This window comes from Methanogenium sp. S4BF (assembly GCF_029633965.1).
Classification (GTDB): Archaea; Halobacteriota; Methanomicrobia; order Methanomicrobiales; family Methanomicrobiaceae; genus Methanogenium.
Window position 1 is genome coordinate 1637470 of record NZ_CP091277.1, and the last position, 26760, is coordinate 1664229.

Genomic DNA, 26760 nt, shown 5'->3' on the forward strand with positions numbered 1-26760 from the left:
TCACATCACCTGAATGTTTCGTACACATGTACTCCCACACAAATACCTATCTTTCTGCAGATACAAAATCTCTGGACATATAATCAGAGGAATTATTGTGAGAGAGGTCACGAGCAGTTTTAACGCAGAGGAGGTGGAGGCCGCAGTCCGCTCCTTCTGGGATACAGACAATATTTACGCACAGGTCAAGGCACAGCACGCGGGCAGTCCCCCCTGGTTTTTTGTGGACGGCCCCCCTTACACCACCGGCCACATCCATCTCGGCACTGCATGGAATAAAATACTCAAGGATTCGATACTGCGGTTCCGCCGCATGCAGGGCTACGATGTCATCGACCGGGCAGGCTATGACATGCACGGCCTCCCCATCGAGGTGAGAGTGGAACACGAACTCGGCTTCTCTTCCAAAAAGGACATCGAGACATATGGCATCGACCTCTTCATCGAGAAATGTAAGGACTTTGCCATCACCCACAAGGAAATAATGTCGGATCAGTTCCGCAGCCTGGGTGTCTGGATGGACTTCACGAACCCCTACCAGACGATCACCCCCGACTATGTGGAGGCGGCATGGTGGACCCTGAAGCGTGCGGAGGAGAAGGGCCTTCTTGAACGCGGATACCGGGTCGTCAACCTCTGTCCCCGCTGTGAGACCGCCATTGCCGACTCTGAAGTGGAATACTGGGACGAGGAGGACCCGTCCATCTTTGTGAAGTTCCCGGTAAAGGACCGTGAGAACGAATACCTCGTCATCTGGACCACCACCCCGTGGACCCTGCCTGCCAACGTGGCTGTCGCCGTCCGCGACGACTTTACCTATGCCCGTGTCCGTGCAGTCAAAGACGGAAGCGAAGAGGTCCTCTGGATCGGCGAACCGCTGGTGGATGATGTGCTCCGGAAAGGCCGGTATCAGGACTTCACCGTCCTTGAGACGGTCACCGGTGATGCACTTATCGGCATGCACTACCGCTCACCCCTGGAGGAGCAGGTGCCCGTCCAGAAGGACGTCGAGCACCGGGTTGTCTATGCCGACTTTGTCACGATGGAGAACACCGGCCTTGTGCACATGGCGCCGGGCCACGGGTGGGACGACTCCATCGTTGGCCAGAAGGAAGGGCTTGCCTCCCTCTGCCCGGTCGACAACGCGGGCATCTACACCGCTGATGCCGGTATCTTTGCCGGTAAATTTGTGAAGGATGCCGACCAGGACGTGATGGACGCCCTCGGGGACCATCTCCTTGCAAAGAGGAAGATTGTCCACCGCTACGGACACTGCTGGCGGTGCAAGACCCCCATCATCATGATCTCAACCGAGCAGTGGTTCCTTGCGGTTCCGAAAATAAAAGACAAGATGCTCTCCGAGATTGCCCGGGTGAAATGGCAGCCGGACTGGGCAGGCTCAGCGCGGTTCCATGACTTTGTCGCGGACGCCCGCGACTGGTGCATCTCACGCCAGCGCTACTGGGGCATCCCGATTCCTGTCTGGCAGTGTGATGCCTGCGATGCCCGGAAGGTATTCGGGACGGTTGCAGAACTCAATGAAGCCGCAGGGACGAACCTGACCGACCCCCACCGCCCGTATGTGGACGAGATAACCATCCCCTGCACCTGCGGCAAAACGATGCGGCGGGTCGAAGATATCTTTGATGTCTGGTTCGACTCGGCGATGGCCTCATGGGCCACCCTCGGGTTCCCCCGGAAGACAGAAGAGTTCGAGCGCCTCTGGCCGGCGGCGTTCATCACCGAAGGGCAGGACCAGACACGCGGCTGGTTCTACTCCCAGCTGGGCGCCTCGGTCATCGCCTTTGACCAGGCACCCTACGAGAAGGTCCTCATGCACGGTTTTGCGCTGGACGCAGAAGGCCGCAAGATGAGCAAATCCTTCGGCAATGTGGTCGCGCCCGAGGAAGTGGTGGCAAAGGTCGGCGTGGACGTGCTCCGGCTCTATGTGCTCTCTGCAAGCGCCCCGTGGGACGACCTGAAGTTCAACTGGGAAGGAGTCAGGACCACCAACCGTACGATCAATATCCTCTGGAATGTCTACCGCTTCCCGCTGCCGTATATGATCCTCGATGCATTTGCACCGGAGACCGCCGCAGACGGCACATGGGACGGAGAATATATCCGGGCACACCTCGCGGAGATGCCGGAAGAGGACCGCTGGATCATCTCACGCGTCAACAGCCTTGCCGCCCAGGTCGGCGTGGACGTGGAGAACGGCATGCTCCACAAGGCTACCCGCGCCTGCCTCACCTGCATCCTGGAAGACGTCTCCCGCTGGTATGTGCAGCTGGTCCGGCCGCGGATGTGGCTGGAAGAGGATGCACGCGAAAAGCGTGAGGCATACGAGACGATGTACTACGTCATGCGGCGGATCTGTTCGGCCCTGGCACCGTTTGCACCGCATATCACCGAGAATATCTATACGAACCTCCGGACTGGCGCTGACCCGGTGAGCATTCACATGCTGCCGTGGTTTGCAGGCGATGAGTCACTCATCGATGCAACCCTCGAAGCTGAGATGGATGTTATCCGCTCCTTTGACGAGGCTGTGGCCACCGCCCGTCAGGACGGCAGCCGCAAACTCCGCTGGCCGATCAGCGATACGTATGTGATCACGGACAGTGATGCTGTGGAAACCGCCATCACGCAGATGAATGACCTTGCCTGCCAGCGCGCCAACAGCAGGGCCGTCACCGTTGTCCGCGGTGCATGGGACCGGATGGGCTGGTCTGCAGAACCGGTGATGCGGGGCATCGGGCCTGACTTCGGCAAAGACGGGCCGAAGGTGAAGGCGGCAATCGAAGCGGCCGATGCTGCAGCCATGAAGGCGGCCATCGAACGAGACGGCGAAGTGACCGTGGACGGGTTCACGATCACGGAGAAGCACATCGCCTTCTCAGAGAAGATGCCGGAGAACATCTTTGCAGCAGAGATGGCAGGAGCCACCGTCTGCGTGGACGTCACTCTCACACCGGCGCTGGAAGGGGAAGGATTTGCCCGTGAAGTGGTGCGGAGAATTCAGGATATGCGGCGCCAGCTTGACCTGAAGGTGGAAGACTTCATCATTGCAGACGTGGCCATCACCGATATGCGTGTGCAGGCCCTTCTTGCAGGCACCCACGAAGAAGAGATCGCCGGAGAAGTCAGGGCCACCTCGCTTACCATCACCCCCGCAGCGGAGGAGACGAACGGCGAGGGCCTGACCACAGACTGGGATGTTGAGGGAGTTTCGATGACCATCCACATCCAAAAAGCACAGGCGTGAAACAAAGGTTTCAGGTCCGGCGCAGATGGGTAATCACCCCGTGATTCCCATCATAATTACCAATAAATTACGAATAAATCACTAAAAAATGGATTTCCGTTCTCATCTCAGCCGAGATGGGAACGCAGCCAGACCTCACCGTCCGGTTCACTGAAGAGCGGGAGGTCGTCATCCGGTACGACCACCCGGCGCGTCGCAGTGACCTTCTCGTCGGTGATCGGATTATACCCCTCTTTTGTCACTTCCGTCAGGTAACAGGCGATGCCGCGCCGCTCCCAGGCAGGAGTCTTTGCCAGATTGATGCCCCGCTCAAACATCATCTCATGCATTGCAGGCCCCTTCATCCCCCGGAGGGCACGCGCCGCCTGTGTCGCCGTCATTCCCTCCGTGATGAGTGCCTGCTGGCAGTAGCCGTTGATGTGGTTGCGCCAGGCTTCCCGCTGGCGCATGACCATGTAGGCAACGGCTGCCGGGACATCTGCTGCAATGACGCGCGAGTCAAACGCCACCGGCTCCGTCAGGTGAAGGGCAAGGGTAAGGGCGCTTGCCGCATATGAGGCACAGACCGAGTCTATCTTCTCCACCCGCCCGTTGAAGGGGGCAAGGGGAAAGAAGAGAGATATTTCGTCTGAGAATGTGTAGGCAAACGACGGTTCAAGGCCGGATGAGGAGAGCAGCTGCTCTGACACCGCCGCCATGGCATCCGAAAACCTCCGGTCATAGGGTTTTTCAAACCCCATATCCCGGGTAAACCGGTGAAATGCCCGCCCGTCAAGCCGAACGATGAAGGGCGGAAAAATGGAGAGATTTCTGAATATTTCCCGTTCCTGCATACTGATCATCTCCGGGGATGTCGGGACCGAAGGAGTCGCAGGGCCATCAGGGACCAGACCCGCCCGCCCGGAAGCATCAGTCCTCTATGATCTCTGACCGGGACATCCCTGCAAGGTGACGGATAATGACGATGTCACCAACAGCCCGGATAATGCGGTATGGAATCTTTACCCCCTTGAAATTGGTGAGTTCAAGCACTTCCCGGTTCACGTTCCCCAACGCAAGTGACTCCAACTTTTTTGTATCAACATTGATGATAACGTCGTCCACGTCACCCACATAGACAGCGTTTTCGGTATAGACCTTCATCCCGAACAACTCGGTTATTGCGCTCTTCATCGTAATCATTGGAAGGTATAATCATTAAATATTAAAAATATAATCCATTCCTATGGACGGTTCCTTTGAGATCGGAAAATTAGCAGGCATTCCGATTAAGATTCACTATACCTTCTTTTTGATCATTCCGATCTTTGCCATCATCATCGGGACCCAGATAGAACTGACGGTAAGTCTCGTTGAACAGGTATTCGGCCTCCCCGGACCGATCGACGCATCCCTCATCACCGAGGGGTTCATGCCGTATATCCTGGGCGTGCTGGTCTCATTCCTCCTCTTTGTGGGGGTATTTCTGCACGAAATGGCCCATTCGGTGGTTGCGTTGCATAAAGGTATGAAAGTCGGCTCCATCACGCTCTTCATCCTCGGGGGCGCTTCGGAAATAGAAGACGAGGTCTCACCCCGACCACGCGATGAACTGCCGATGGCCATTGCGGGCCCCCTGATGAGCCTTTTTATCGGACTCGTCTCTGAGGGAATCGCCTACGCAAGCCTCATCTCCATCTCTGACCCCGCAGTCGCAGGACTCTTCTTCTACATCTTCGGCTACCTCGGCCTGCTTAACATCATCCTCTTCGCCTTCAACCTCCTGCCCGCATTCCCCATGGACGGCGGGCGGGTGCTCCGCGCCCTCCTTGCAATCTGGCTTCCGATTGAGAAGGCGACACGCATCGCAGCCGAAATCGGGAGAGTGGTTGCCATTATCTTCGGCATTGTGGGTCTGATCTCCTTCAATGTCATCCTCATCCTGATCGCCGTCTTCATCTATCTTGGCGCAGGGCAGGAGGTGACCATGATCCGCTACACCCAGCTGCTTGCAGGGGTAACGGTCCGCGATGCGATGTCAGCACCGGTGACCACCGTGACCCCGGAGATGCCGGTCACCGAGGCAATGGACCTGATGTACTCGACCCGCCACCTCGGGTTTCCCGTGATGGATCGCGGGAGCCTTGCAGGGATGGTCACCCTGCATGACATCCAGAGTGCCTCTGGGATCGACAGGGATGCCCTTCAGGTGCGTGATATCATGACACGTGAGGTAATTACCATAACACCGGACCGCGACCTCTACGATGCCCTTAAAATCCTTGCACCCAACACCATCGGCCGCATACCGGTCGTTGAGAACGGGGAGGTGACAGGCATTGTCACCAGAACAGATATTCTCAAGCTGATGGAGATCCGGGAGGTGGGCGGCACCAAAACCGTCCACAGTGCGCCCAGACCATAGGCTCAGAGGATCAGATACGGGTCCAGCGCAGTCTCGCCTGCAATCTCCCGGAATGCGTCAAGAGACGCGAAGGGCCGTTTTGCGATGATGGAGACCGCCCGTTTCTTCCCGATGCCCGGAATATACCGGAGGGCCGCTGCCGGAAGGGTATTGACCCTGACCGGAACCGGGAGGGCCGTCACCGATCGCCGCCCGTGATCACAGATGACGGCATCAAGCACTGTCCCTTCTGTGATCTCAAGGGGCATGCCTGTCAGAATGGGATATGATCCCATCTGCCGTCCGAATGAGACCCTGCCGCACTCCTCCACATAGATATCGCGCAGCAGCGTGCCCGCCGGAAAGACCTTTTGCAGCATCGGGACATCAAACGTCTCCCGCACATGCTCACGGAAGGCGCGGAACCGGGCGTCATGCTCGCCCAGGGTATTCTCATCCCATGCCTTCGTGCCTTCAAAGGGCATCAGCTGGCGGATATTGACCCGGCGCACCAGAAGGCCGGATGCAAGCAGACCGTTCAGGAATGCCTCGTTTTTGTCATACGTCTCATCGGTTTCACCGGCAAGGCCGCAGACAAAGTTCAGGCCCGGCAGGAGATGCGGGACACCCCGGTCCCGGACACCGCCCACTTCGTTTACGATGCGGACCGCATCCATCACCATCGCGGCATCGGCCTTGAGATTATTTGCAGCGACCACCGCCGGATCCGCGGTCTCCATGCCAAAGGCGGCAACGTCACCTGCGGTATGATAGCGGACGATGACAGCAAGCGCCTCACGGGCCGCGTCCGGGTTGCGGGCAATGGTGCCGGGGTTGACATTGTCGATGTGCAGGGTTTTGAGATGGGGCGCCGCCTCACGGATACCGGCGAAGAGCTCTTCAAGCGCCCCTGCATCAGGGGCAGGATACTCTCCGTTTCCCTTCGTCCCGTAGGCAAGAATGTCAGGCTGGCGGCCGAGGCGGAAGTGCACCGCCCCGTGGCCGGCAAGGGCGGCAATCTCAGCATGAACGTCTGCTGCCGAACGGTACTGCGGCAGGCCGTAGAACGGTTCAGTGCAGAACGAACAGCCGCCGGTCACCGCACGGGCACAGCCGCGGGCCGTCTCAATCTCACAGATGAGCCACGGAAACCGGGGATGTTCGGTGATGATGCCGCTCCCGGCAATGAGCCGGCGTGAAAATTCAGGGTATGAGAGGGTGCCTTCCGGGCGGCCTCCCGCAAGCAGGCTGGCGAGTGCGGCCGGAACATCACCCTCGAGCCGGTGGTCAAACCCGGAGATAGCCTGCCGGACTGCGGCCTCGCCTCCACCCGGGCTGTAGCCAAAGGTGACCGGCCCCCCAAGGACCGTCATGGGGCCGCGGAGCGTGGCGGCCACCTGCCGGATCTCGGTCAGGGTGGCAGGAGTGCCGGCAAAATAGGTCCCCGGCACCGTGACACCTGCCACCATCACCACAAGGGCCGACCGGTCCAGCGGGCCGAAGAGGGACGAATCCGCCCTCAGCTGATCAATGGTCAGATAGCGGACACGGTAGCCCGCCTCCGTGCAGACACCTGCCACCGCCCGGATATTCGGGGAGATGTAGGGGGAAACCCCCAGACAGGCCGGTTCATCGACATAGCCATCAACAACCCAGGCTTCGGGTGCATCAGAGTTCATAACCGATAAGCGCAAGCAGATCCCGTGCCCAGAGAAGTTTTCCCTGCTTCATCGGCGGCACTGACCGGTCGTCAAGGTCAAATCCAACAAACCGCACCACAGCGGCGCCAAGGGCATCTGCCGCAAAGGCGGCACGGTCACCGTCAGTGAACCCCCCCCAGTTATGGAGATGCCCGAAGGGCCGGGTCTGGCAGGTAAGAACAAGCGGCCCCTCAAAACGCGGCACCCAGTGACGGAGAAGCGCCATATTATCCCCATGGCCGTGGACCACCATCACACATCCCTGCCGGTTCATATCAAAAAAGGAGTCTTCAGCCCCGTCAAGATCGGTAAAAACTGCATCCGGCAGAATGCCTGCATTAAAGAGCACATCTGCTGCCGCATCGGCCGCGAGGACCGTGCCCTCAATGGCATCGATTTCATTCGGGAGCGAGGGGGCGTTGCCGCATATCGTGACGGCCGCCCCTCCGATGCGCTGTGCAAGCAGCACGGAGTCATCTGCATTTGACAGGGTGGCAAGCAGGCGTGCTGCTTCCTCATCCCCGGCACGATCAAAGCCAAATGTCTCGCAGATAGCGGTGTAGTGAGGTTCCCAGTCCTCAAACCTCATTGGATTCCTCTTCCTCAACACCGACGATCTCCATGAACCGGTGAAGAATGGGATCGATGATGAGATCCAGCAGGTCATCCTTGTTGCGCGCCATCGAAAAGACGTCCAGCGGAATGTTTGCGGCACCCATGGCAGAATGGCCGCCTGCCTCGCCGATCTCACCAAAGGCCTCCTCCATCGCCTGACCGATATTGAGGCGCAAATCCTTGTTGCGGGCAGAAAACGAGATCAGCTGATCGGTGATGCCGTAGACCACCGCAGTGTTGACCCCTTCCAGCTGAATGAGCATGTCCGCTGCCTGCGGAATGGCATCACGGTTGCGCACATAGCCGACACTGGAAAAGAGATACCCGGAGACGATTTTCCGGTTCCGGATGGCCGCACCCATCACCTCAAGCGTCTCCTGAGATACCGTCTGGGAGGTGATCTTCCCGAGGAGCTCATTATCCGTAAGAGGCAGAAGGAAGGCAGAAAGAGTGAGGTCAAGAGGAGAGGTATTGCGTCTGAAGCCGCGTGTATCGGCCATTATACCGTAAAAAAGAGCAGTTGCAATGTTTTTATCCACCGGAATGTCCAGTTCCTGCAGATACTGGGTCATCAGGCTTGCTGTCGCCCCCATATCCGGACGACGGTCGAGGAAATCATACCCGTTTTTGCCATCATGGTTCGGATGATGGTCGATGACAATATTGACCCGGTCATCTTTTGCAAGTGCATTGTTGACTCCCGGACCCGGAGAATCAACAATCGCAAGATAATTGCATTCTGCACGCGCTTCCGGGGTGATACGGTCCATCTGGATATCCAGCAGATTCACAAAGGCGCGGTTCTCCTGATGGCCAACCTTCCCGTCGTAGAGAATCTGACAGGTGAGATTCCCTTTGGACGCAGCCTTTCCGAGAGCACAGAGCGCCATGGCGCTGGAGATGGTGTCAGGGTCCGGGTTTGTGTGCGTCACGATGCCCAGCGTCCCCCGCCATGAGGAGAGCAGTTCAAAGAGTTTGTGCGCCTGACGGGAGGACTGCAGTTTGCGTGCATGGTGCACGGCTTTTTTGGCAAAAACCTCCTGCGGGTGAAGCACCACATCAGCGCCAACCGCGTGGTAGATATCCTTTCCGCCGGCATCCACTGCACGTGCAATGACGTAGGCAGCAGGATTTGACTCTTTTATCGTCCGCACCGCGGAGAGATTTGCCCGCTGTTCACTGGAGAGAACAAATGCTACTTTCGGAACCGGAATGTCTTTCAGCATATCCTTATCGCTGATATCCCTGCAGAACGCCTCATATTTCTGGTCACGGAGGTCCTGCACCTTCTTCTCGTCCTGGTCGATGATGATGATATCATCAGTCTCCTTGAGAAGTTCGTACAGCACATTGTACCCAATACTGCCACACCCGAGTATGAGGTAATCCACCGATGACGCCAACTGAGATCCGTTAGGAATATTCTCCGGCATGATACCACAAGTTTCTGTATTTCTGAGAATATTAAGGGCATCCGAAAAGTATATTACGATTCAATGACAACATTAGTTGTTCACTTTACAGGGGCCTGTAGCTTAGTCAGGAAGAGCGCCGGACTCTTAATCCGGCGGCCAGGGGTTCAAATCCCTTCAGGCCCGCTAACTGTTTTTTTTGAGATTTCAACCGACCATTGAAGATTTTCAATATTTGTTCATTCTGAGTTGCTTTTGATTTTATTCTGCGTTGCATAACCGCACAGCAAAAGGGACGGCACGCACTTTCACTTGCCGATCATGAGAAGCATCTCCTCAAGACTGGGGTAGCGCGACTCGATGCCCCGTACAGCACCCCCGGCGGCAGCGACTGCCGCAGTCACTGCATTGAGAGCATCCATGCTCTCGACAACAGCTACATACTCCCCGCTTTCCTCTTCAAAACTGATCGAAGCAGGAAGTGCGCCGGTATCATCCGTAACAAACCGGATATGATAAGAAAGGGACCCAAACTGCCCTCTGAGCTCCTCCATCGTTCCGAAAGCGGCGACCTTCCCCTGCCGCAGAATGAGCACCCGATCACAGATCTCCTCCACCTGATAGAGGTTATGCGCGGAGAGGAGGATGGTCTTCTGCCATGTGTCACGCAGGTGTGCGAGATAGCCGATGATGTAGCGCGAGGTCATCGGGTCCAGGCCGGACGTCGGCTCATCATAAATAAGGAGGGACGGTTCATGCAGCAGGGAACGGGCGATTGCTACCTTGCGCCTCATCCCTTTGGAGAGTTCACCGATGCGTTTCCCCTGCGGATCAAGTTTGAGTGAGGCGAGCAGTTTCTCACTCCGGATGCGGCACTCATCTGCGGGAATACCATATATTTCCCCGAAGAATCTGAGATAACTCTCCACGGTCATCGTCTCGTACAGGCGGGACTCCTCCGGGAGGTACCCCAGCATCTCCTTCACACGAGCGGGTTCGCGCCTGACATCGATGCCTTCGATGATGAGCTCGCCTGCCGTCGGCTGAATGAGCCCTGCCATGCATTTCAGAAGCGTGGTCTTTCCTGCACCATTGTGACCGATGATCCCGAAGATGCCGGGGTCCTCAAAGGAGAAACTCACCTCATCCAGTGCCCGGAAGGTGCCGTAATCCTTTACCAGTTTCCGTGCCTCAATCATAAGCTCACCGTTAAGGTAGTGCTTGTCAGTCATATGATTTAATCCCCCGGGTCAGGGTATCCTGCCATGGGCCACGCTTTCCCGTAAGACCGCCCCCAGAACCATCAATCGGGAATCAGACGGCATTTGTGCCCATGACAGGTGCCAGTACTTAAAATAGGATAGACTGCCATCTCAGGATAGGAATGCTCTCAGCACTGCGCCAGGTACTGACCATCAGCAGATGGGAGGTACGCCGGTCTGCAACCACCATGCCGCGTGAGGTCCTCCCGGTAGCGGTGGCGCTCTTCATCCTGCTCATCGTGGTGACCGGCTATACGCAGGAGAGCGGGATTCACCTGCAGGACCGGATGTATACAGCAGGGGTGGACTCATCAGATACCGGCGCCATCATCCTTGGCGACCCCCGGTTCACCGTATACCTGGGAACGACAGGGGGGACCGACCTGACAATCGCCCCGCCGGACGTCCGGGCGGCGGATACCGACCGGGGGGGTGCGGCACTGAAGGCCTTCCAGACAGACTATACCCGCTATCGGACGGTGCAATATAACCGCGAAGATGACCTCTTTGCCGCATACCCTCTCTGGATAGACCTGCAGTATGTCCGGAGTGAACTGGATTTCACGGCCACCGAGGCGGGCACCGGCGTCTCAGGCGCCCCCAACCCCTTCAGAAACCCGGTCCCTGACCGGCCGGTGCGAACCGTTCCCGAACCGTCTGCGGATATCGGGTATACCAGGGAAGAGCTCAGGGCCGAGCTGGTCGGATCAGAAGGCGAAGATCGCACGGTTGCCCGCTATACAGACGTGGTCGCAGGCGAGGGGGCACTGGGTGATTTCAAGACCCCGTCCCAGCTCACCCCCCCTCTTCCTTTTGATGCCATCGTGCTGGTCTTTGTCTTCATCTTCCCCCTCTACTTCACGTCCCAGTTTTACATGATGTCGGTGATGAACGAACGCATCGAGCGCAGGGGGGAGATACTCCTCTCAAGCCCCCTCCGGCCCTCAGCCATCATCATCGGAAAGATGCTGCCCTATCTGGTCGTGATGATCGCGGTAACCGCAGTCCTCTCCCTCACCACCGGGGAGACGTCAGTCGTCCTAGCGGCGGTCTTCCCGGTCATTCTCTTCTTCCTTGCTGCAGCTCTTCTTATCGGGATGGCCGCACGGAGCTTTAAGGAACTCTCCTTTATCTCCATCTTCTTCTCGACCATCGCGACATCCTACCTCTTCTTCCCGAGCATCTTTGCAAATATCCATGTCATATCCCTCATCTCCCCCCTGACCCTGATCATCTATGCCATTGAAGGCACTCCCTTCACCCTCGCCGATTACTTCTACTCCACCTTCCTCTTCTGGGTGACAGCAGGGATTCTCTTCGCCATATGCATCGTCAACTTCAACGAAGAGCGCCTCTTCACCCTTCACCCGCTGCGGGCCAAGGTGCGGGAGTATATCGGGAGTGCAATCTCAGAGAAGCACCCGTTTGCCTCACTCTTCGGAATAACCCTCTTTTCCATCCCCTTTGTTCTGATGGCACAGCTGATGCTCCTTGTCCTGCTCTTCAACCTCCCGATGCCCCTCTCCCTTCTGGTCCTGATCTTTGCGGCGGCGTTCATTGAAGAGTGGGCGAAGTCAGTCGGCATCTATGCAATTGCCGTGGAGCGGCCCGCATTTCTCACATGGAAAAATGTCATCCTCGCCTCACTTGCGGTGATGGCCGGTTTCTTCCTTGGCGAAAAACTTCTCCTCTTTGCCACCCTCGCCCAGATCTCCGAGTCTGTCTTCGGCGCTGCCCTCTTCACCAGCCTGCAGGTGCTCTGGCTGCCCCTTTCCCTGCATTTCACCGGCGCATTCATTACCATATCCCTGATCAAAATCTTCGGGAAGAGGTCCTATCCCCTTGCCCTTGTCGTCGCATCGCTCGTCCACGGGGCGTATAATCTCTTCTTTATCATGGGAGGTTTCTGACACATGGACTTCAGGCATGTATACATCATCACGAAAAAGGAGTTGGGGGCAATCAATGCCGAGAAAACGATTATTCTCGCCATTCTCCTGCAGCTGTTTATCGCGATGTTCTCATCGTTTCTTATCGTCGGCCTCGCGGCGATGTATGACCCGGACGCCCTCTCTGATTACTCACGGCAGAAGTATCCCATAGCCTATACCGGGTCTCCCTCGCCGCTGGAGGAGCTGCTGCGGGAGAGTGGCGACTTTGTTGTCTACGAGATGGATCTTGGAACTGCGGTCACCGCACTTGAGGAGCGAAAGCTCAGCGGGGTAGTCTGGGTGCCGGATACGCCTCCGGACGCGGATGAGCCGGTCAAAATAACACTGTATACCATCAAAAACGATATCCAGTCATCTGTAGTGAACAGCAAGCTCAGAGATGTCTTTGTCACATACGAAGAGAGCCTGCGTGCGATACGGGGAGACCGTATCTCATCTGTTCCCATCGTGGTGGATCTGCCGCCGGAGGTGCCGGGCACCAACTTCTATGAGTTTGTGTACGGGCTCCTCATCCCGCTTCTCATCTTTATGCCTGCCATCATCTCCGCCGCTTTGATCATCGATATGATCACTGAGGAGTTCCAGCATGACACCATCGAGACCCTCATCTCCACACCGGTCACCTTCAGCGAGATGATATGGGGCAAAGTATCTGCCTGTTTTGTGATTGTGCCGGTGCAGGCAGCCGTCTGGATTGCCCTGATGGTGGTAAACGGCATCTCTGTGGCAGGCATTGTTCCAATTCTTCTGCACGTGAGTGTGGCATCGCTCCTCATGATCCTGCTCTCCGCCTTTGTGGCCCTCCACTACCGGGAACGGACGAGTGCCCAGTTCATCTTTTCAACAGCCCTCGTGGTAGTGCTGATAGGCGTCCTCTCCCTTCCGGCAAATCCGGCAAACCTCATTGTCCTTCTCTCCATCGGAGCTGCCGGAAGTGAACACTGGCTGGTCCTTGCAGTGATGGCCGGCACCCTTGCACTTGGCATGGCTGCACTCAACCGGTATACGCATCTGGTGGAGAAGACCGCCCTGCAGTGAACAGCACTGCCATAGATATAAATACCATATTCTGAATAGGGGGTGTCTGATACAGATGAAATGGTTCACCCTTCTTCTCATCGCCTGCATGCTTGCTGCAGGTGCGGTCATCCCGGCAGGGGCACAGACACCGGTGCAGCCGATTGCAGGCACTGCCCACTATGATATCTATACCAATGTGGATGTGGCTGAGATCTACTTTAACGGCATATACATGGGCAGGACATCGTCAGGGTATCTTCAGGTGACGGTCAACACACCTGCACCATACACTCAGGCGATAGCCACCCGTGCAGGATACAGCAATGCCTATGCGAATCTGCCGACGGCCTCAGCGGGCGGCATCTACTCCGTCAGCCTCACCCTGACGTCCATCGCACCGTCCTACGGCACTCTCTCAGTCAGCTCATCTCCTACCGGTGCATCGGTCTATGTGGATAATGTCTACCGCGGACTCACGCCGCAGCAGGTCAGCCTCACAGGCAACCAGTATACACTCCGGCTGGAGCGCAGCGGATATAACAGCTACACCCAGCAGGTCTGGGTCTACGGTGGCCAGACGACCCGGGTGAGTGCGTCCCTCGTCCCGTCCACGTCATACGGCACCCTCTCTGTTTCCAGCTCACCATCCAAGGCCAACATCTATCTGAACGGGAATTTCCGCGGCACAACCACCCAGACCATCGGCGGCCTCACCGCAGGGTCTTACTTTGTCGAACTCACCATGCCCGGATACCAGGACTGGACCGGGTCGGTGCGGGTATATGCGGGCCAGGTCTCCTCCATATCCCCGACACTGGTGCCCGTGCAGTCACCGACAACAGGCGCCCTCTCAGTCACATCGAACCCTGCCTATGCTGCTGTCTATCTGGACGGAACCTACGAAGGACAGACGTCACCCGGCATACCGTTTGTGATCAGTGAAGTCATGGCAGGCAGCCATACCGTCATGGTCCGCCTCTCCGGCTACGATGACTCCGTATCGACAGTGACCGTCAACTCCGGTCAGACAACCACCGTACGTGCAGAGCTCTCCCCTGCAGAGGGCGGGTACGGGTCACTCTCCGTCACCTCATCCCCCACCGGTGCAGAGGTATATGTCAATAATGTGAAGGCAGGCATCACCCCTGTCACCTCAGACACCATGGCACCGGGTTCCTATACCGTGACCATACGGCTTTCCGGTTACACGGAGTGGACATCGGTGAGCGAGGTGAAACCGGGTTCAACCACATATGTTTCGGCAAGCCTCTCTCCGACACCCACACAGTCACCCCCGTCCCCCCTCCTGCTCATTGGCGTTCTGATGGTTCTGGGTGGGGCCTTCCTCGGGAAACAGAAGAACCGGAGAAAACAATAAAGTAAATTGCATTCAGGGGATTAATTTCCCTGAAACCTGCATTTTTATGATATAAATGACAGGATTTCCGTTTTCACCCCCGCTGAAAACAGCAGATTATTTATATCCAACAAAATAACCGTTCCATTGATCATCATGGTACGAAAATTCTACTTGCTTATAATAAGCATGTTCATAATCGCCGCTGCAGCCCCTGCTGCAATGGCTGAGCTCCCCCTGGGTCCCGGCATTGGCGGTGACCAGGGATGGTATGACATCTATACCAATGTGGATGGCTGTTCCATCTACTTTGACGGAGAATACAAGGGAACAACAACAGGCGGACTTCTGAGTGTCGCGGTGTATTCCACCGCAACACCATATAGCACCGTGACCGCATCAAAGTCCGGGTTCACGTCTGCATCCCAGTCCCTGCCTGCAACACCCTCTGCCGGAGAGCACCAGTCCGTCTACCTGACCGTAAACCCGGTGACACCCACCACCGGCAACCTGCAGGTCAGCTCTTCACCGTCCGGTGCAGCGGTCTATGTGAACAATGTCTACTATGGAACAACTCCGCATACGGTTTCAAACCTCCCTGCAGGAAACAATGATTTGAAACTCACCTATTCCGGGTATAATGACTACCGGGACACAGTCAAGATCATTGCCGGCCAGACAACGAGCACCTATGCTTCCCTGCAGGCACAAGCGACCTATGGCACACTTTCGGTCTCCAGCAGTCCGTCCAATGCAAACATCTACCTGGACGGCTCATACAAGGGCACTACACCCCGGACCATCGGCGGTCTCTCCCAGGGTGCACACACCCTTGAAATAACCATGCCTGGATACCAGGAATGGACAAACACAGTCCAGATCCATTCAAACCAGGTGAGTTACGTAACGGCAACCCTCGCCGCAGACCCACAGACCACCACCGGATCGATCTCTGTGACGTCAAACCCGTCATATGCCTCGGTCTACATTGACGGCGTTTATTATGGCACCACCAATCCTGGTCAGGCCCTCATGGCAAACAGTATTGCAGCAGGCAGCCACGTCGTGAAAGTCACCCTCTCAGGGTATGACGACTCAGTCTCAACAGTGACCGTCAACTCCGGACAGACCACAACCGTGAGCGCAAATCTTGCGGGTGGTTCATCAGGCAATGGAGCAATCGACATCACTTCATCACCGACCGGTGCCACGGTCTACCTGAACAATGTCAACAAGGGCATCACCCCGGTGACCCTCAGTGACCTTATCCCCGGCAGCTACACCGTCACCCTCCAGCTCTCCGGGTACTCCACCTGGTCTGAAGTGGCACAGGTGAACAGCGGCGCGACATCCTATGTCTCAGCAAGCCTTGCCCCGACACCCACTGCCACCCAGAGCCCGGCACCCATGGCTGCGGTTATAGGTGCACTGGGCGCCTGTGCGGTCATTCTTGCCGCACGCAGACAGGAATAATCCCATCTTTTTTTACCCGGTACGAAAATCTGTATCGTTAATATCATTCAGAGAACAAGAGTAGTGTAATGAAGGTCTTCGTCATCTCCCCGGGAATGTACACGTATGGTGCAATGGTCATTGCAGGCATCGTCCGTGATGCAGGCCATGAAGTGACACTCACGCGTACACTGGAGGCTCCTCCAGGAGAAACAGTGTTTTTGAGCCTGTATTCCACGCAGAACCTGATGGACGATGCACTCAAATCATTTATTTCCGCGTACCGGCATGCCGGTGGCCGGGTATATGTCGGCGGACCCGTCTCGGCGGTGCCGAGGATGGTGCTCGGTGAACTGGGCCCCGACGCTGTCATCTGCGGTGAGGGAGAGGCAGGGGCGCTTGCACTGCTCCGGGACGGGATTTCCCCCGATGTACCGGGGATCGCATACACGGGCCCGGATGGGGCAGTCTTCTCCGGCCCGGCACCGCCCTGCCCCGTTTCCCGTCCGCTGCCGTTCATCCCGAAAGAGATCGGCATGCAGGATGTCCGGGGTGCATCGGCATATATCGAGACGCACCGGGGCTGTATCGGTGCCTGCACCTTCTGCCAGGTGCCGCGATTCTTCGGGCGTGAGATGCGTTCCCGCCCCTTAGACGAGATTCTCGCAGAAGTGCAGGCGTTTAAGGATGCCGGTGCACGGCGGCTCTCGGTCTCCGGCGGAACCGGTTCGCTCTACGGCTACACCGACGGGAACCTCAATGACGAGGCCTTTGCGGACCTGCTCCGGGGGATGGCTGAGATCATGGGACCAAAGAACGTCTCGTCCCCCGATATCCGGGTGGACTGCATCTCTGACACCGTCCTGGACGCCATCCGTGACTATACCATCGGCTGGGTCTTCTTCGGTCTGGAGTCAGGCAGCGACCGGGTGCTGCGCCTGATGGGCAAGGGGGCAACAGCTGCGCAGGCGGGTGAGGCCATTGATGCCTGCCGTGCCCACGGCCTGCATGTCGCAGGGAGTTTTATTGTCGGATACCCCACCGAGACGGCTGCTGAATATGAGGAGACCAAGGACTTTATCGCAGAATATGCCCTTGATGATGTCTTCATCTCGATTGCGGAACCGATTCCCGGCACACCGCTTGCAGATCTGTCCCTGCGGACGCCTGATACAGAGAATCCTGCCTTTGCCCCGCATACAGGGGAATACAAATCCCTGCACCTTACCGAGGCCGAGGCACGGTCGTTTGACCTCAGGATGCATGCCGATCTGTTTAAACCGGGCCTGCATGTGGTGACAGACCAGATCTTCAACGCCTACCTCGCAGAGGTCAGAAAGGATGGGGAGATGGTCAGAAAGGTAACGGATCTGCTCCGTCAGTATGCCTGAAAGAACACAGTCCTAAAAGGAATCCCCCTGTCTTTTTTTATTTCACGGCATGAAATCTCCCGGGCATCCGGGTCAGGTGCAGGCACTCCCTTTCCCGCGGCACATATTTACCCGATCATGCCATACTACGCCCATATGGCAGGTAGATATTTCATCGTGGATGCATATACCTCCCGGCCCTTTGCCGGAAACCCGGCGGGAGTCTGCATCCCGGACCATCCGGTGACAGAAGCGTGGATGCAGGATGTCGCCCGGGAGATGAACCTCTCAGAGACGGCGTTTCTTTCCCGGCAGAAAGAGGGGTGGGATATCCGGTGGTTCACGCCACTGGTGGAAGTCACCCTCTGCGGACATGCCACCTGTGCCGCTGCCCACGTGCTGGTGCAGGAAAGGGAGGAGGAGGCGGGCGCAGAGATCCGGTTTTACTCCCACGGCAGACTGCTCACAGCCACTGCAGAGCCGGGATCATCAGGAGAAGGCAGAGGCAGTCCTGCAGGCACGGTCACCCTGGTGTTTCCGGCACTCCCGGCATCACCAGCACCCGTCCCGGACGATCTGGAGAAAGCCCTCGGCGTCCCGGTGGAGGACTTCTGCGTCTCACCCCTCGACTGGCTGGTGCGAACCGGCGGTGCAATGATGGTGGAGGCCGCCGTGCCGGATATGGCTGCGATTGCCGCCATGCCGCCACGGGGCATCATCCTCACCGGTGCTGCCGACGGCGGACGCTACGACATCATCTCCCGGTTCTTTGCACCGAAGATCGGCATCCCCGAGGACCCGGTGACAGGGTCCGCCCACTGTGTGCTCGGCCCGTACTGGCAGCGGCTCACCGGCCGAAACCGGTTCCATGCCTTTCAGGCATCCCGCCGGGGCGGTGACCTGGTGGTTGAGGTCACAGAAGACAATGAAGATGGCACCGGAAGGCAGGTGCTCCTCACCGGAGAGGCAGTAACCGTGATGAAAGGGACTATCGCATGAATCCGGTATGCCACCAACGGGAAGCTGATATACTGTGAAATGATGATATCTACTCATTGCAGCCGGCGGATTACCCGGTGACCACCGGCCACTGCAGAGACGAGGGAGGGAAGAAATATGAGGTGTAAATTCTGGCAGAAACGCGGCTGGCCATATATCATTGGCGGAATGGTCGGAGTAATGCTCGTCATAGGCGGTACCATGATGCTGGACACGGTAACCGAAAATCCATACCAGAGTTACCAGAATACGACCGGAGAGAATCCTGCAGGAGAGGAAACCACCATCACCATTCAGGTAGCACCGACCCTGGAGGAACGCACAGGCATCGGGTCCCGCCAGTGCATGCTCATCCGCGAGATGCCGCCTGCAGCAGACGGAGGCTGGGGACTTTTCTATGATCAGATAGAGGGGTTCGCATACGAGGAGGGATATCTGTGGACCCTGCGTGTGAAGATCACAGGGAGCGAAAACCCACCAGCCGATGCATCAACCTTGCGCTACGAGCTTGTTGAAGTGGTGGAGAAAAAGCCGGTGGCATAAGGGAAAAGGAAAAAGTCCGGAATATGTGGATTATCCACCCCATTTCCCATAGCAATATCTTTTGGCACCACCCACCAACACCCATAAATGCTCCACCGCCCTAAACCCGATCATACTCCATGGCGACATCAGGGCCCCCGTCTTTCTTTCTGCGCCTCAGCCTCACTGCAGCCATCGCCATCTGCCTGATCCTCTTCTGCAGCATCTCCGGGTGCACCTCCTTTCCCTCCGGAACAGACGAAGGAGGATATCAGCCCCCCACCTTTGAACCGACCGTCCGGCCGACCCAAATCCCCGTGCCGTCTCCGACGATCGTCTGTGAACCGACGGATAACCGTACAAGGGCAGTGTCCGATTAAGGTTCGCCGCGGCGTCTCTCCGGCTTGTTCATAGCCTCTGCCGTATCCGGTGATGAAATCCCGGTATGACAGAAAAAGGAGCCCCCCTCACTCTGCCCCGTGCCGCATCCATGCCGGTGACCTGGACCACCGGGTGATACGCTCCGCCCGGCTGTTTGCCATCCCGATCATATACACCTATAGAAAGGAAGGAGGGGTTACTCCTCCAGTGTCGAGATATCTCCCGGGTCAATCCCGAGTTCCTGTGCCTTTAATACCCGGCGCATGATCTTGCCGCTGCGGGTCTTCGGGAGTGAATCCACGAAGTCGATGGCAGACGGCATCGCAATCGGGCCGATGCTCATCCGCACATGGTAGATGAGATCTGACTTCAGCTTCTCTGTCGGTGTGTGCCCGTCCACGAGGATGACAAACGCCTTCACCGTCTGACCTTTCACCGGGTCAGGGATGCCTATTACAGCGGCCTCCGCCACCGCCTCATGGGAAACAAGCGCACTCTCCACCTCCGCCGTGCCCAGATTATGGCCGGAGACGATGATGATATCATCCGACCTCCCGAGGACCATGATGTATCCGTCTTCGTCCCTGACCGCAAGGTCGCCTGCCGTGTAGAAGCCGTTTATCGTCTCCCAGTAGGCCCGGTAGCGGGCGTCGTCATTGTTGACGGCCCGCATCTGTGCCGGCCACGGTTCTTTGATCACCAGGAGGCCACCGGTGCCCGGCTCGACCGGGTTGCCCTTTGCATCAACCACATCCACGACCACCCCGGGGATGGCTCTGCCGGCAAATCCCGGTTTCATCGGTTCGCCGACCGTGGTCGTGATCATATGCATCCCGGTTTCCGTCTGCCACCAGGTGTCAAGGAGTGGACAGCGCCCCTTCCCGATGACCCGGTAGTACCACTCAAACGCCTCAGGGTTGAGGGGTTCGCCCACCGAACCGATGAGCCGCAGGGAATCGAGATTATATCTGTTCGGCCACTCCTCGCCGACCCGCATGAACATCCGTATGGCCGTCGGGGCGGTGTAGAAGATGGTCACCCCGAAGTCCTCGACGATGCGCCAGAAGATGCCGGGGTCGGGATAGTCCGGGACCGTCTCGGTGATGAGTACCGTCGCACCCACGGAGAGCGGCCCGTAGACGATGTAGCTGTGGCCGGTGATCCACCCGGGGTCTGCCGTGCACCAGTGGACGTCGTTCTCCTTCATGTCAAAGACGTATTTTGTCGTGTAGTAGACACCGACCATGTACCCCCCGCAGGTGTGGACAATGCCCTTTGGCTGACCGGTCGTCCCGCTGGTATAGAGGATAAAAAGCGGATCTTCTGCATCCATCACGGCCGCCTCACAGGTGGCATCACCGCTTTCGAGCACCTCGTAGAAGTCCACCTCCATCTCACTGAAGAGTTCCGGGCCGGGATCAGACCGGCGGAGGACGATGATTTTCTCCACAGTAGGCGCATTGACAACTGCTTCATCGACGATGGCCTTCAGTGCGACGCGCTTGCCGCGGCGGTATCCGACGTCTGAAGTGATCACAAGTTTTGCCCCGGAGTCACGGATACGGGCGTTCAGTGCCGAGGCCCCGAACCCGCCATAGACGATGTTGTGGACAGCGCCGATTCGTGCACAGGCAAGGAGGGCGATGATGTGCTCAGGTACAAGCGGCATATAGAGGCAGACGGTGTCCCCCTTTGTGATGCCCATCTTTGTCAGGGCACTGCCAAACCGCATAACCTGACGGTAGAGCTGCCGGTAGGTGAGCACGCGCTCCTCCCCCTTCTCCCCACGCCAGATGAGCGCCACCTTGTTGCGCCGCTCGCCGGTCGCATGCCGGTCAAGGCAGTTGTGGGTAATATTGAGCTGTGCGTTTGTGAACCACTCCGCGTACGGGGGGTTCCACTTCTTTACGTGGTCCCATCTCCTGAACCATTCGAGTTCGTCTGCGACTCCCTCCCAGAACCCGTCCGGGTCACGGAGGAAGCGCTGATACTCGGTGTCATAGTCGCCGATCAACGACTCTTCACGGACCGACGGGTCAGGAAGGTACACCGTATCTTCGAGTTTCACATCAAATGAACCTGACATTGCGTCCCACCTACATGATTAATCATGTATATTTCTTTGCGCGCCGACCCCTTCCCACACGGTATAGATACCAAAAAGAAGAGGCCCGCCTGCCAATGCAATGCATTGCCACTCCAATATTGGCACACACACATATAAATATTCTTTAGGCACAACAGTTATGCACTGCATAAGGAATCGACACAAGAGCAGGGAGAGGGAGAGAAATGACAACCGAATGGAAAGAAAAAGAGCAGATCCGGGAGTTGCTTGAGAAATCACCCACAGGGATGACAATCACCGAGATCTCCGCCACCCTCGGTATGCACCGCAACACCACGGCGAAGTACCTGGACATGCTGGTCGCTACCGGAGAGATCGACCGGAAACGGATGGGACCGGCAAAGGCATATTTTCCTGCACGGCGGATGCCGGCGGGTGCCCTCCCCCTCACCACCCCACCCACACGCCTCTGTCTGACGTCCCGCCTGGAGGTGACCGGGGCCACGCAGGAAGCCATGAGCCTCTTCCACATCCCGGAAGGGGCCGAATTCACACCCAATATTGATATCCCATCCCCTCTCTTCCGGGATGAATCCTTCCTTACCAAATGCCGGGATGCAGTAGCAGGCATGCCGGGAGAATACCGCACCACCATCACCCGAAACCGGCAGCAGACCGACCTGGAAATCCACCTCATCCCCATCGTATTTGCGAGCGGTGCCGCAGGCTGTGCCGCCACATTCACCGACATCACCGAAAGCGCCACCGCAGAAGAGCAGAATACCTGGAAAGAACGCTACACCGCACTCAGCGAAGACCTCACCGAATGGATCGTCCACATCTCCCCTTCAATGACCATTGACTTCGCAAACGCCGCATTCTGCCGTCATGCAGGACGCACAGCCGAACGTATCGCAGGCATCAGGTTTCTGCCGGCATTCAGGGCAGATGAACGCCGCCACCTCGACTCCCTCATCGGCACCCTTCTGCCCGGAGGCAGCCCGGTGACAGCAGAAATCCGCGCCATCCGCCGGGACGGATCTCCCGGCTGGGAAACATGGACCATCCGGGCACTCGGCGGAATTGGCGGCCCAATCACCGGCTATCATGCCACAGGACATGATATCACGGCACTCAAGCACTGCGAGGAGCAGATCCTGCAGTATCACCAGAACCTCGAAGAAAATATCCAGAAGAGGACCGCAGAGATGCAGCAGGCAAACCAGGCACTTATGGCCGTCCTTGCGGAGAAAGAAGATCTGGAACGTGAACTGCTTTTTACCCGCCAGGCCTTTGATCAGGCCTCAGACTCCATCCTCCTCTTCAGCCGTGACGGCAGCATCTGCCAGACAAACCGGACCGCAGAGGAGCTTTTAGGCTACCGGAGAGAAGAACTCGCAGACTGCACCGTCTTTGACGTCAACCCATCCCTCACCCGCGAGGCATGGGACAGGATGTGGAGCGAACCGGAACCCGGCAGAAAAGAGCGGACAATATCCGTTCACCGCAGGCGTGACGGGACCATCTTTGATGTCGACCTCTCCCGGACCTTTGTGAAGGCAGACAATGAGATGTACTTCTGCTCAATTGCACGGGAAATCGAGAGAGACCCAAAATAAGCATGACAGGAGCGGCCGGATAATCCCCTTCACTCAGTGGAGAGAGACCTGAATTTACCTTCCGGAACCAGTATCTCAAAGCAGGCCCCACTGCCCGGCACACCACATTCCCGTATCAGCATCCCTGTCAGATCAAGAATTTCCCGCGACAGGAAAAGCCCGAATCCGGTATTTTTCCCCACACCCTTTAAGAATATTCTCTCCTTCATATCCCCGGGGACGCCCACGCCATCATCGGCAACGATAATGCACCCCCCATTCCCGCGCCCCTCAAATGAGACCGTGACCCCATGCACCGTGCCCCCGTGCATCACGGAATTTCCGATAAGATTGGCAAAGACCTTCCCCAGCATGCGGTCGGCATAGACGGCAAGATCCCGCACCCCATTATTGACCGTGATCACACCGGCAAACGATTCTGCTTCACGGCTGATGACAGCACCGATGTCCTGCCATTCAGGTTCATTCACCCCGAGATCCTCATAATCACGGGTAAAGGTGATGATCCGCTCCAGATTGGCCATAATCCCCTCCGCCGCTTCAAAAAATTCCCGCAGTTTTTCAGAATCAGCAGCATCACCCTCAATCAGCTCCAGATACAGATTCATTGAAGTAATCTGATTCAGAATGTCATGGCGCGTAATGCTGGAGAGAATATTCAGTTTCTTGTTTGCCTTCTTCAGGGCAGCATCCATCATTTTGAGATCAGTGATATCAAGGAACACCCCCTGGATACCCACCACCACACCGTTTTCCCGGAGGGGCCTGCTGGATTCCAGCACCCACCGGACAGACCCGGCATCTGTCAACAGCCGGAACGTCGACTTTTTTGTAATCCCGGAGAGGCGCTCATGGAAATGCCCCTCCAGCCGGTGCCGGTCTTCAGGATGGATGAATTCTATGAAATTTCTGCCGATCAACTCAGAGGGGCAATAGCCCGCCCCCCCGACCAGCCTGTTAATTGCCGGGCTGACATAGGTAAAATTACCATTCAGATCCAGCCGGAAAATAACCTCATTGATATTTTCAACAAGATCCCGATATTCCTGTTCACGCACCCGGAGAGCCCGCTCCGCCCCTTTACGCTCTGTGATATCCCGGACAATTGAGAGGGCGACAGGCACCCCATTCATCTGAAAGACATTCACCGACACCTCAACGGGCAGAATCTCCCCTTCCTTCGTTACGTGCCGCCATTCAAAGATAAAACGGCCCTTCCCGCCAATTTCAGAGAGGAGAGAACCAAGATGCACATCCATATCCGGATCATTGAGATCAGAAACCATCATCCCCAGGAGTTCTTCCCGCGAATAGCCCATCCTCCGGGACGCAGCATCATTGGCCTCCAGAATCTGCCCGGGAATCCCCCCCGGCATCACCAGGGTATGCAGATAGATCATATCATTGGCCGACTGAAACAGCAGATTGTATTTCTCCCTCTCCTGCCGGACGGCCTCCTGTGATGCCTTTACCACAGAGATATCCGTACCCCTCTCAACAAACCCGCATATCCCACCCCGGTCGTCAGTAACAGGAGAGGTCGTGACCAGATATGACCCCCCGTCCGGATGAGTGACTTCAGCAGACACAGCCCTGCCGGATGCGATGACCTTCGGGATTCGGCACCGGGTGCAGGGCGCATCCCTTCCCCAGAGCACCTCATAGCAGTGCCTGCCGACAGCATGATGTTCATCCACGCCGTGAGCAATGTAAAAAGACCGGTTCGCCCAGACAATGACACGATCCAGCCCGGTGAAGACCGTCGGATCATCCGATGAGTCCAGAACCATCCGCAGCTCAGACTGGAGCGGCACCGGAGGACAGCAGGCCATTTTCTTCGCCACCAGCCTGCGGACAGCCCCCGCAAGTGCCCCCATCTGCGCCTCAGGATCATCCCCTTTCCTGAAGTACTGATCCGCTCCCGCATTCAGGGCCTCAATGACAGTCGCCTCTCCGCCGGCAGCAGTGAGAACAATGAAGGGAGTGCAGTCACCTGCCAGACGGATGGCCCTTAAAACATCCATTCCGTCTTTGGCAGGAGGTGCAAGTTCCGAGATGATGGCATCATATCCGGCATCATGCAGTTTCAGGAGCGCATCAGCAGACGACAATGTGAAATCGACAGAAAATCCCCCTGAGTCAGAGAGGCATCGTTCAGCCGCATGGAGGAACTGTTCATCATCGTCAATATAGAGGATACGCATGTACATCATCCGGAATGGAAAACCATGTAACACCTAAAATTTGCAATCTCCGACTTTTACCCTTTCGCATTTCGGCACATACCGCAGCCGGGAACGGAAAGGGCAGCACGATCACCCCACGGAGGATGGAGGACACCCGCCTTTCGCCAAAACGGCCCTGCACCAAAAGAGACGCCCCCTCCAGGGAGGGATATTTATCCGGAAATACAGCAGGAAAGCGCAGCAGCAAGCTCATCCGCCCGCTGTGACCCGATGAGAAAAGACGTGCCGTCTGAAAGAGAGACACAGACCCCACGGTTCCCGGAGACCATATACGCAGCCCCTCTCTTTCCCCACCGGATGCCCCAGCCGCCATAATCCCGCAGCGGCCGGTATGACACAGATTCAGCAGCTGCAATCCCGAGGCAGTTAACATCCCGGAACTGCAGATGCACCGGGTACACGCGGTAAGAGAGGCGGCCACCCCCGACCCTCACCTCAAGCCGGAGGAGAAGAAAGAATACCGGCATACCGATGCCAAAGGCCGCAAGGAGCACCCACATCAGCCAGTCCGGGCCGGGATTGCCCCCGAAAGGGATGCCTGCAACAATCTGGAGGTAAAACCCGTACCAGACGAGCAGCGCGGCAGCCCAGACCACCATCACGAGCATGGCGGTCCGAAACCACTGCACTTCTGAAAAAATATCGCCCTCACGCATATCATCTACCTTCATCGCCCGACAAATACAGGATGCCACCCCATCCCATATAGACCCGCCGAAAAAATGAATAAAGACCAGAGACGGCGTTTAACCGGTAGAATACGCCAGAAACGAACGAAAAAAAACAAAGAGGCCGGGGCCGAGACTTGAACCCGAGTCCAGGGAGCCACAATCCCTGAGGATAACCACTACCCTACCCCGGCAAATGCCTCACTAAGATGCCTTTCTTATTTTGACAGCAGCGGTAATTAATCTATCTTATCTGTTCTGCCAAAGCGAGGGAGAAAACCACAGACCACCAGAAGAACCGGGAGTCACCGGACACCCGACACCAGACCGGAAAGACAGACGCACCTCCTGCAGGACCAGCGCCATCGCTGACCCCGAACAGACACAGATCAGCACGCCCCCTGAGAACAGCCGAGCGCTGCAACACAAAATGAAAGAAACATCACCCACCAGACAGACAACGGCA

Annotated in this window: 20 protein-coding genes and 2 tRNA genes; 12 read left to right on the top strand and 10 right to left on the bottom strand. The window is 57.1% G+C overall.

The features are described from left to right. The first annotated feature begins 97 nt into the window (after positions 1-97). The gene (gene ileS / locus L1S32_RS07900; RefSeq protein ID WP_278154480.1) at positions 98-3268 is read left to right on the top strand and encodes an isoleucine--tRNA ligase; all 3171 of its coding nucleotides are present in this window, start codon (positions 98-100) and stop codon (positions 3266-3268) included. A gap of 107 nt (positions 3269-3375) precedes the next feature. Here ileS and L1S32_RS07905 read toward each other — a convergent pair whose 3' ends face one another. After that, positions 3376-4101, bottom strand: a complete 726-nt coding sequence (locus tag L1S32_RS07905) for a tRNA(His) guanylyltransferase Thg1 family protein (protein WP_278154481.1) — start codon at positions 4099-4101, stop codon at positions 3376-3378. Positions 4102-4177: 76 nt separating this feature from the next. Further along, positions 4178-4441 (bottom strand): PRC-barrel domain-containing protein, encoded by a 264-nt coding sequence (locus tag L1S32_RS07910; RefSeq protein WP_278154482.1) that lies wholly within the window; start codon positions 4439-4441, stop codon positions 4178-4180. A 52-nt stretch (positions 4442-4493) separates the two neighbouring features. Here L1S32_RS07910 and L1S32_RS07915 point away from each other — a divergent pair, with 52 nt between their 5' ends. Continuing rightward, positions 4494-5672, top strand: coding sequence for a CBS domain-containing protein (locus tag L1S32_RS07915; RefSeq protein WP_278154483.1), 1179 nt, complete (start codon positions 4494-4496; stop codon positions 5670-5672). 2 nt (positions 5673-5674) lie between these two features. On the opposite strand, the gene L1S32_RS07920 is transcribed toward L1S32_RS07915, so the two are convergent. From L1S32_RS07920 to L1S32_RS07930, 3 genes are read right to left on the bottom strand one after another with little or no spacing between them, the layout of a single operon-like run. After that, on the bottom strand, positions 5675-7330 hold the full coding sequence (locus tag L1S32_RS07920) for a radical SAM protein (protein ID WP_278154484.1): 1656 nt from the start codon (positions 7328-7330) through the stop codon (positions 5675-5677). After that, a complete protein-coding gene (locus L1S32_RS07925; protein WP_278154485.1) occupies positions 7320-7940 on the bottom strand; it encodes a 6-hydroxymethylpterin diphosphokinase MptE-like protein in 621 nt (206 codons plus the stop codon). The genes L1S32_RS07920 and L1S32_RS07925 overlap by 11 nt, the downstream gene beginning before the upstream one ends. Then, a complete protein-coding gene (locus L1S32_RS07930) occupies positions 7930-9357 on the bottom strand; it encodes a DHH family phosphoesterase (RefSeq protein WP_347403344.1) in 1428 nt (475 codons plus the stop codon). Before L1S32_RS07930 ends, L1S32_RS07925 begins: the two co-directional genes overlap by 11 nt. Before the next feature lie 133 nt (positions 9358-9490). Here L1S32_RS07930 and L1S32_RS07935 point away from each other — a divergent pair. Next, positions 9491-9564 (top strand) — tRNA-Lys (locus L1S32_RS07935). Between the two features lie 122 nt (positions 9565-9686). On the opposite strand, the gene L1S32_RS07940 is transcribed toward L1S32_RS07935, so the two are convergent. After that, positions 9687-10577: an ABC transporter ATP-binding protein gene (locus L1S32_RS07940; protein ID WP_278157073.1), complete on the bottom strand. Its 891-nt coding sequence runs from the start codon at positions 10575-10577 to the stop codon at positions 9687-9689. Positions 10578-10762: 185 nt separating this feature from the next. On the opposite strand from L1S32_RS07940, the gene L1S32_RS07945 reads away from it, so the two are divergent. The 8 genes from L1S32_RS07945 to L1S32_RS07980 all read left to right on the top strand — a co-directional run bounded on the left by L1S32_RS07945 (position 10763) and on the right by L1S32_RS07980 (position 19692). Then, complete coding sequence (locus tag L1S32_RS07945; RefSeq protein ID WP_278154487.1) at positions 10763-12550, top strand: PrsW family intramembrane metalloprotease; 1788 nt, start codon at positions 10763-10765, stop codon at positions 12548-12550. Between the two features lie 3 nt (positions 12551-12553). Then, a complete protein-coding gene (locus L1S32_RS07950) occupies positions 12554-13630 on the top strand; it encodes an ABC transporter permease (protein ID WP_278154488.1) in 1077 nt (358 codons plus the stop codon). Between the two features lie 55 nt (positions 13631-13685). Continuing rightward, positions 13686-14990, top strand: coding sequence for a PEGA domain-containing protein (locus L1S32_RS07955; RefSeq protein WP_278154489.1), 1305 nt, complete (start codon positions 13686-13688; stop codon positions 14988-14990). 201 nt (positions 14991-15191) lie between these two features. Next, the gene (locus tag L1S32_RS07960) at positions 15192-16442 is read left to right on the top strand and encodes a PEGA domain-containing protein (protein WP_278154490.1); all 1251 of its coding nucleotides are present in this window, start codon (positions 15192-15194) and stop codon (positions 16440-16442) included. Positions 16443-16510: 68 nt separating this feature from the next. Next, a complete protein-coding gene (locus tag L1S32_RS07965) occupies positions 16511-17812 on the top strand; it encodes a methyl-coenzyme M reductase glutamine C-methyltransferase (protein WP_278154491.1) in 1302 nt (433 codons plus the stop codon). Between the two features lie 135 nt (positions 17813-17947). Beyond that, positions 17948-18790, top strand: coding sequence for a PhzF family phenazine biosynthesis protein (locus L1S32_RS07970; protein ID WP_278154492.1), 843 nt, complete (start codon positions 17948-17950; stop codon positions 18788-18790). A 117-nt stretch (positions 18791-18907) separates the two neighbouring features. After that, entirely contained in the window at positions 18908-19333 is a 426-nt protein-coding gene (locus L1S32_RS07975) for a DUF4377 domain-containing protein (protein ID WP_278154493.1), read from the top strand. A 119-nt stretch (positions 19334-19452) separates the two neighbouring features. Next, on the top strand, positions 19453-19692 hold the full coding sequence (locus L1S32_RS07980; RefSeq protein ID WP_278154494.1) for a hypothetical protein: 240 nt from the start codon (positions 19453-19455) through the stop codon (positions 19690-19692). A gap of 197 nt (positions 19693-19889) precedes the next feature. Here L1S32_RS07980 and acs read toward each other — a convergent pair whose 3' ends face one another. Then, positions 19890-21779 carry an acetate--CoA ligase gene (gene acs / locus L1S32_RS07985; protein ID WP_278154495.1) on the bottom strand — a complete coding sequence of 630 codons (1890 nt, stop codon included), beginning with the start codon at positions 21777-21779 and terminating at the stop codon, positions 19890-19892. A 206-nt stretch (positions 21780-21985) separates the two neighbouring features. Here acs and L1S32_RS07990 point away from each other — a divergent pair, with 206 nt between their 5' ends. Next, positions 21986-23380, top strand: coding sequence for a PAS domain S-box protein (locus tag L1S32_RS07990; protein ID WP_278154496.1), 1395 nt, complete (start codon positions 21986-21988; stop codon positions 23378-23380). 29 nt (positions 23381-23409) lie between these two features. Here L1S32_RS07990 and L1S32_RS07995 read toward each other — a convergent pair whose 3' ends face one another. From L1S32_RS07995 to L1S32_RS08005, 3 genes are all read right to left on the bottom strand, one after another. Further along, positions 23410-25593 carry a PAS domain S-box protein gene (locus tag L1S32_RS07995; protein ID WP_278154497.1) on the bottom strand — a complete coding sequence of 728 codons (2184 nt, stop codon included), beginning with the start codon at positions 25591-25593 and terminating at the stop codon, positions 23410-23412. Between the two features lie 185 nt (positions 25594-25778). Next, on the bottom strand, positions 25779-26297 hold the full coding sequence (locus tag L1S32_RS08000; protein ID WP_278154498.1) for a DUF6141 family protein: 519 nt from the start codon (positions 26295-26297) through the stop codon (positions 25779-25781). A gap of 119 nt (positions 26298-26416) precedes the next feature. After that, a tRNA-His gene (locus L1S32_RS08005) sits at positions 26417-26488 on the bottom strand. Positions 26489-26760 lie beyond the last annotated feature (272 nt).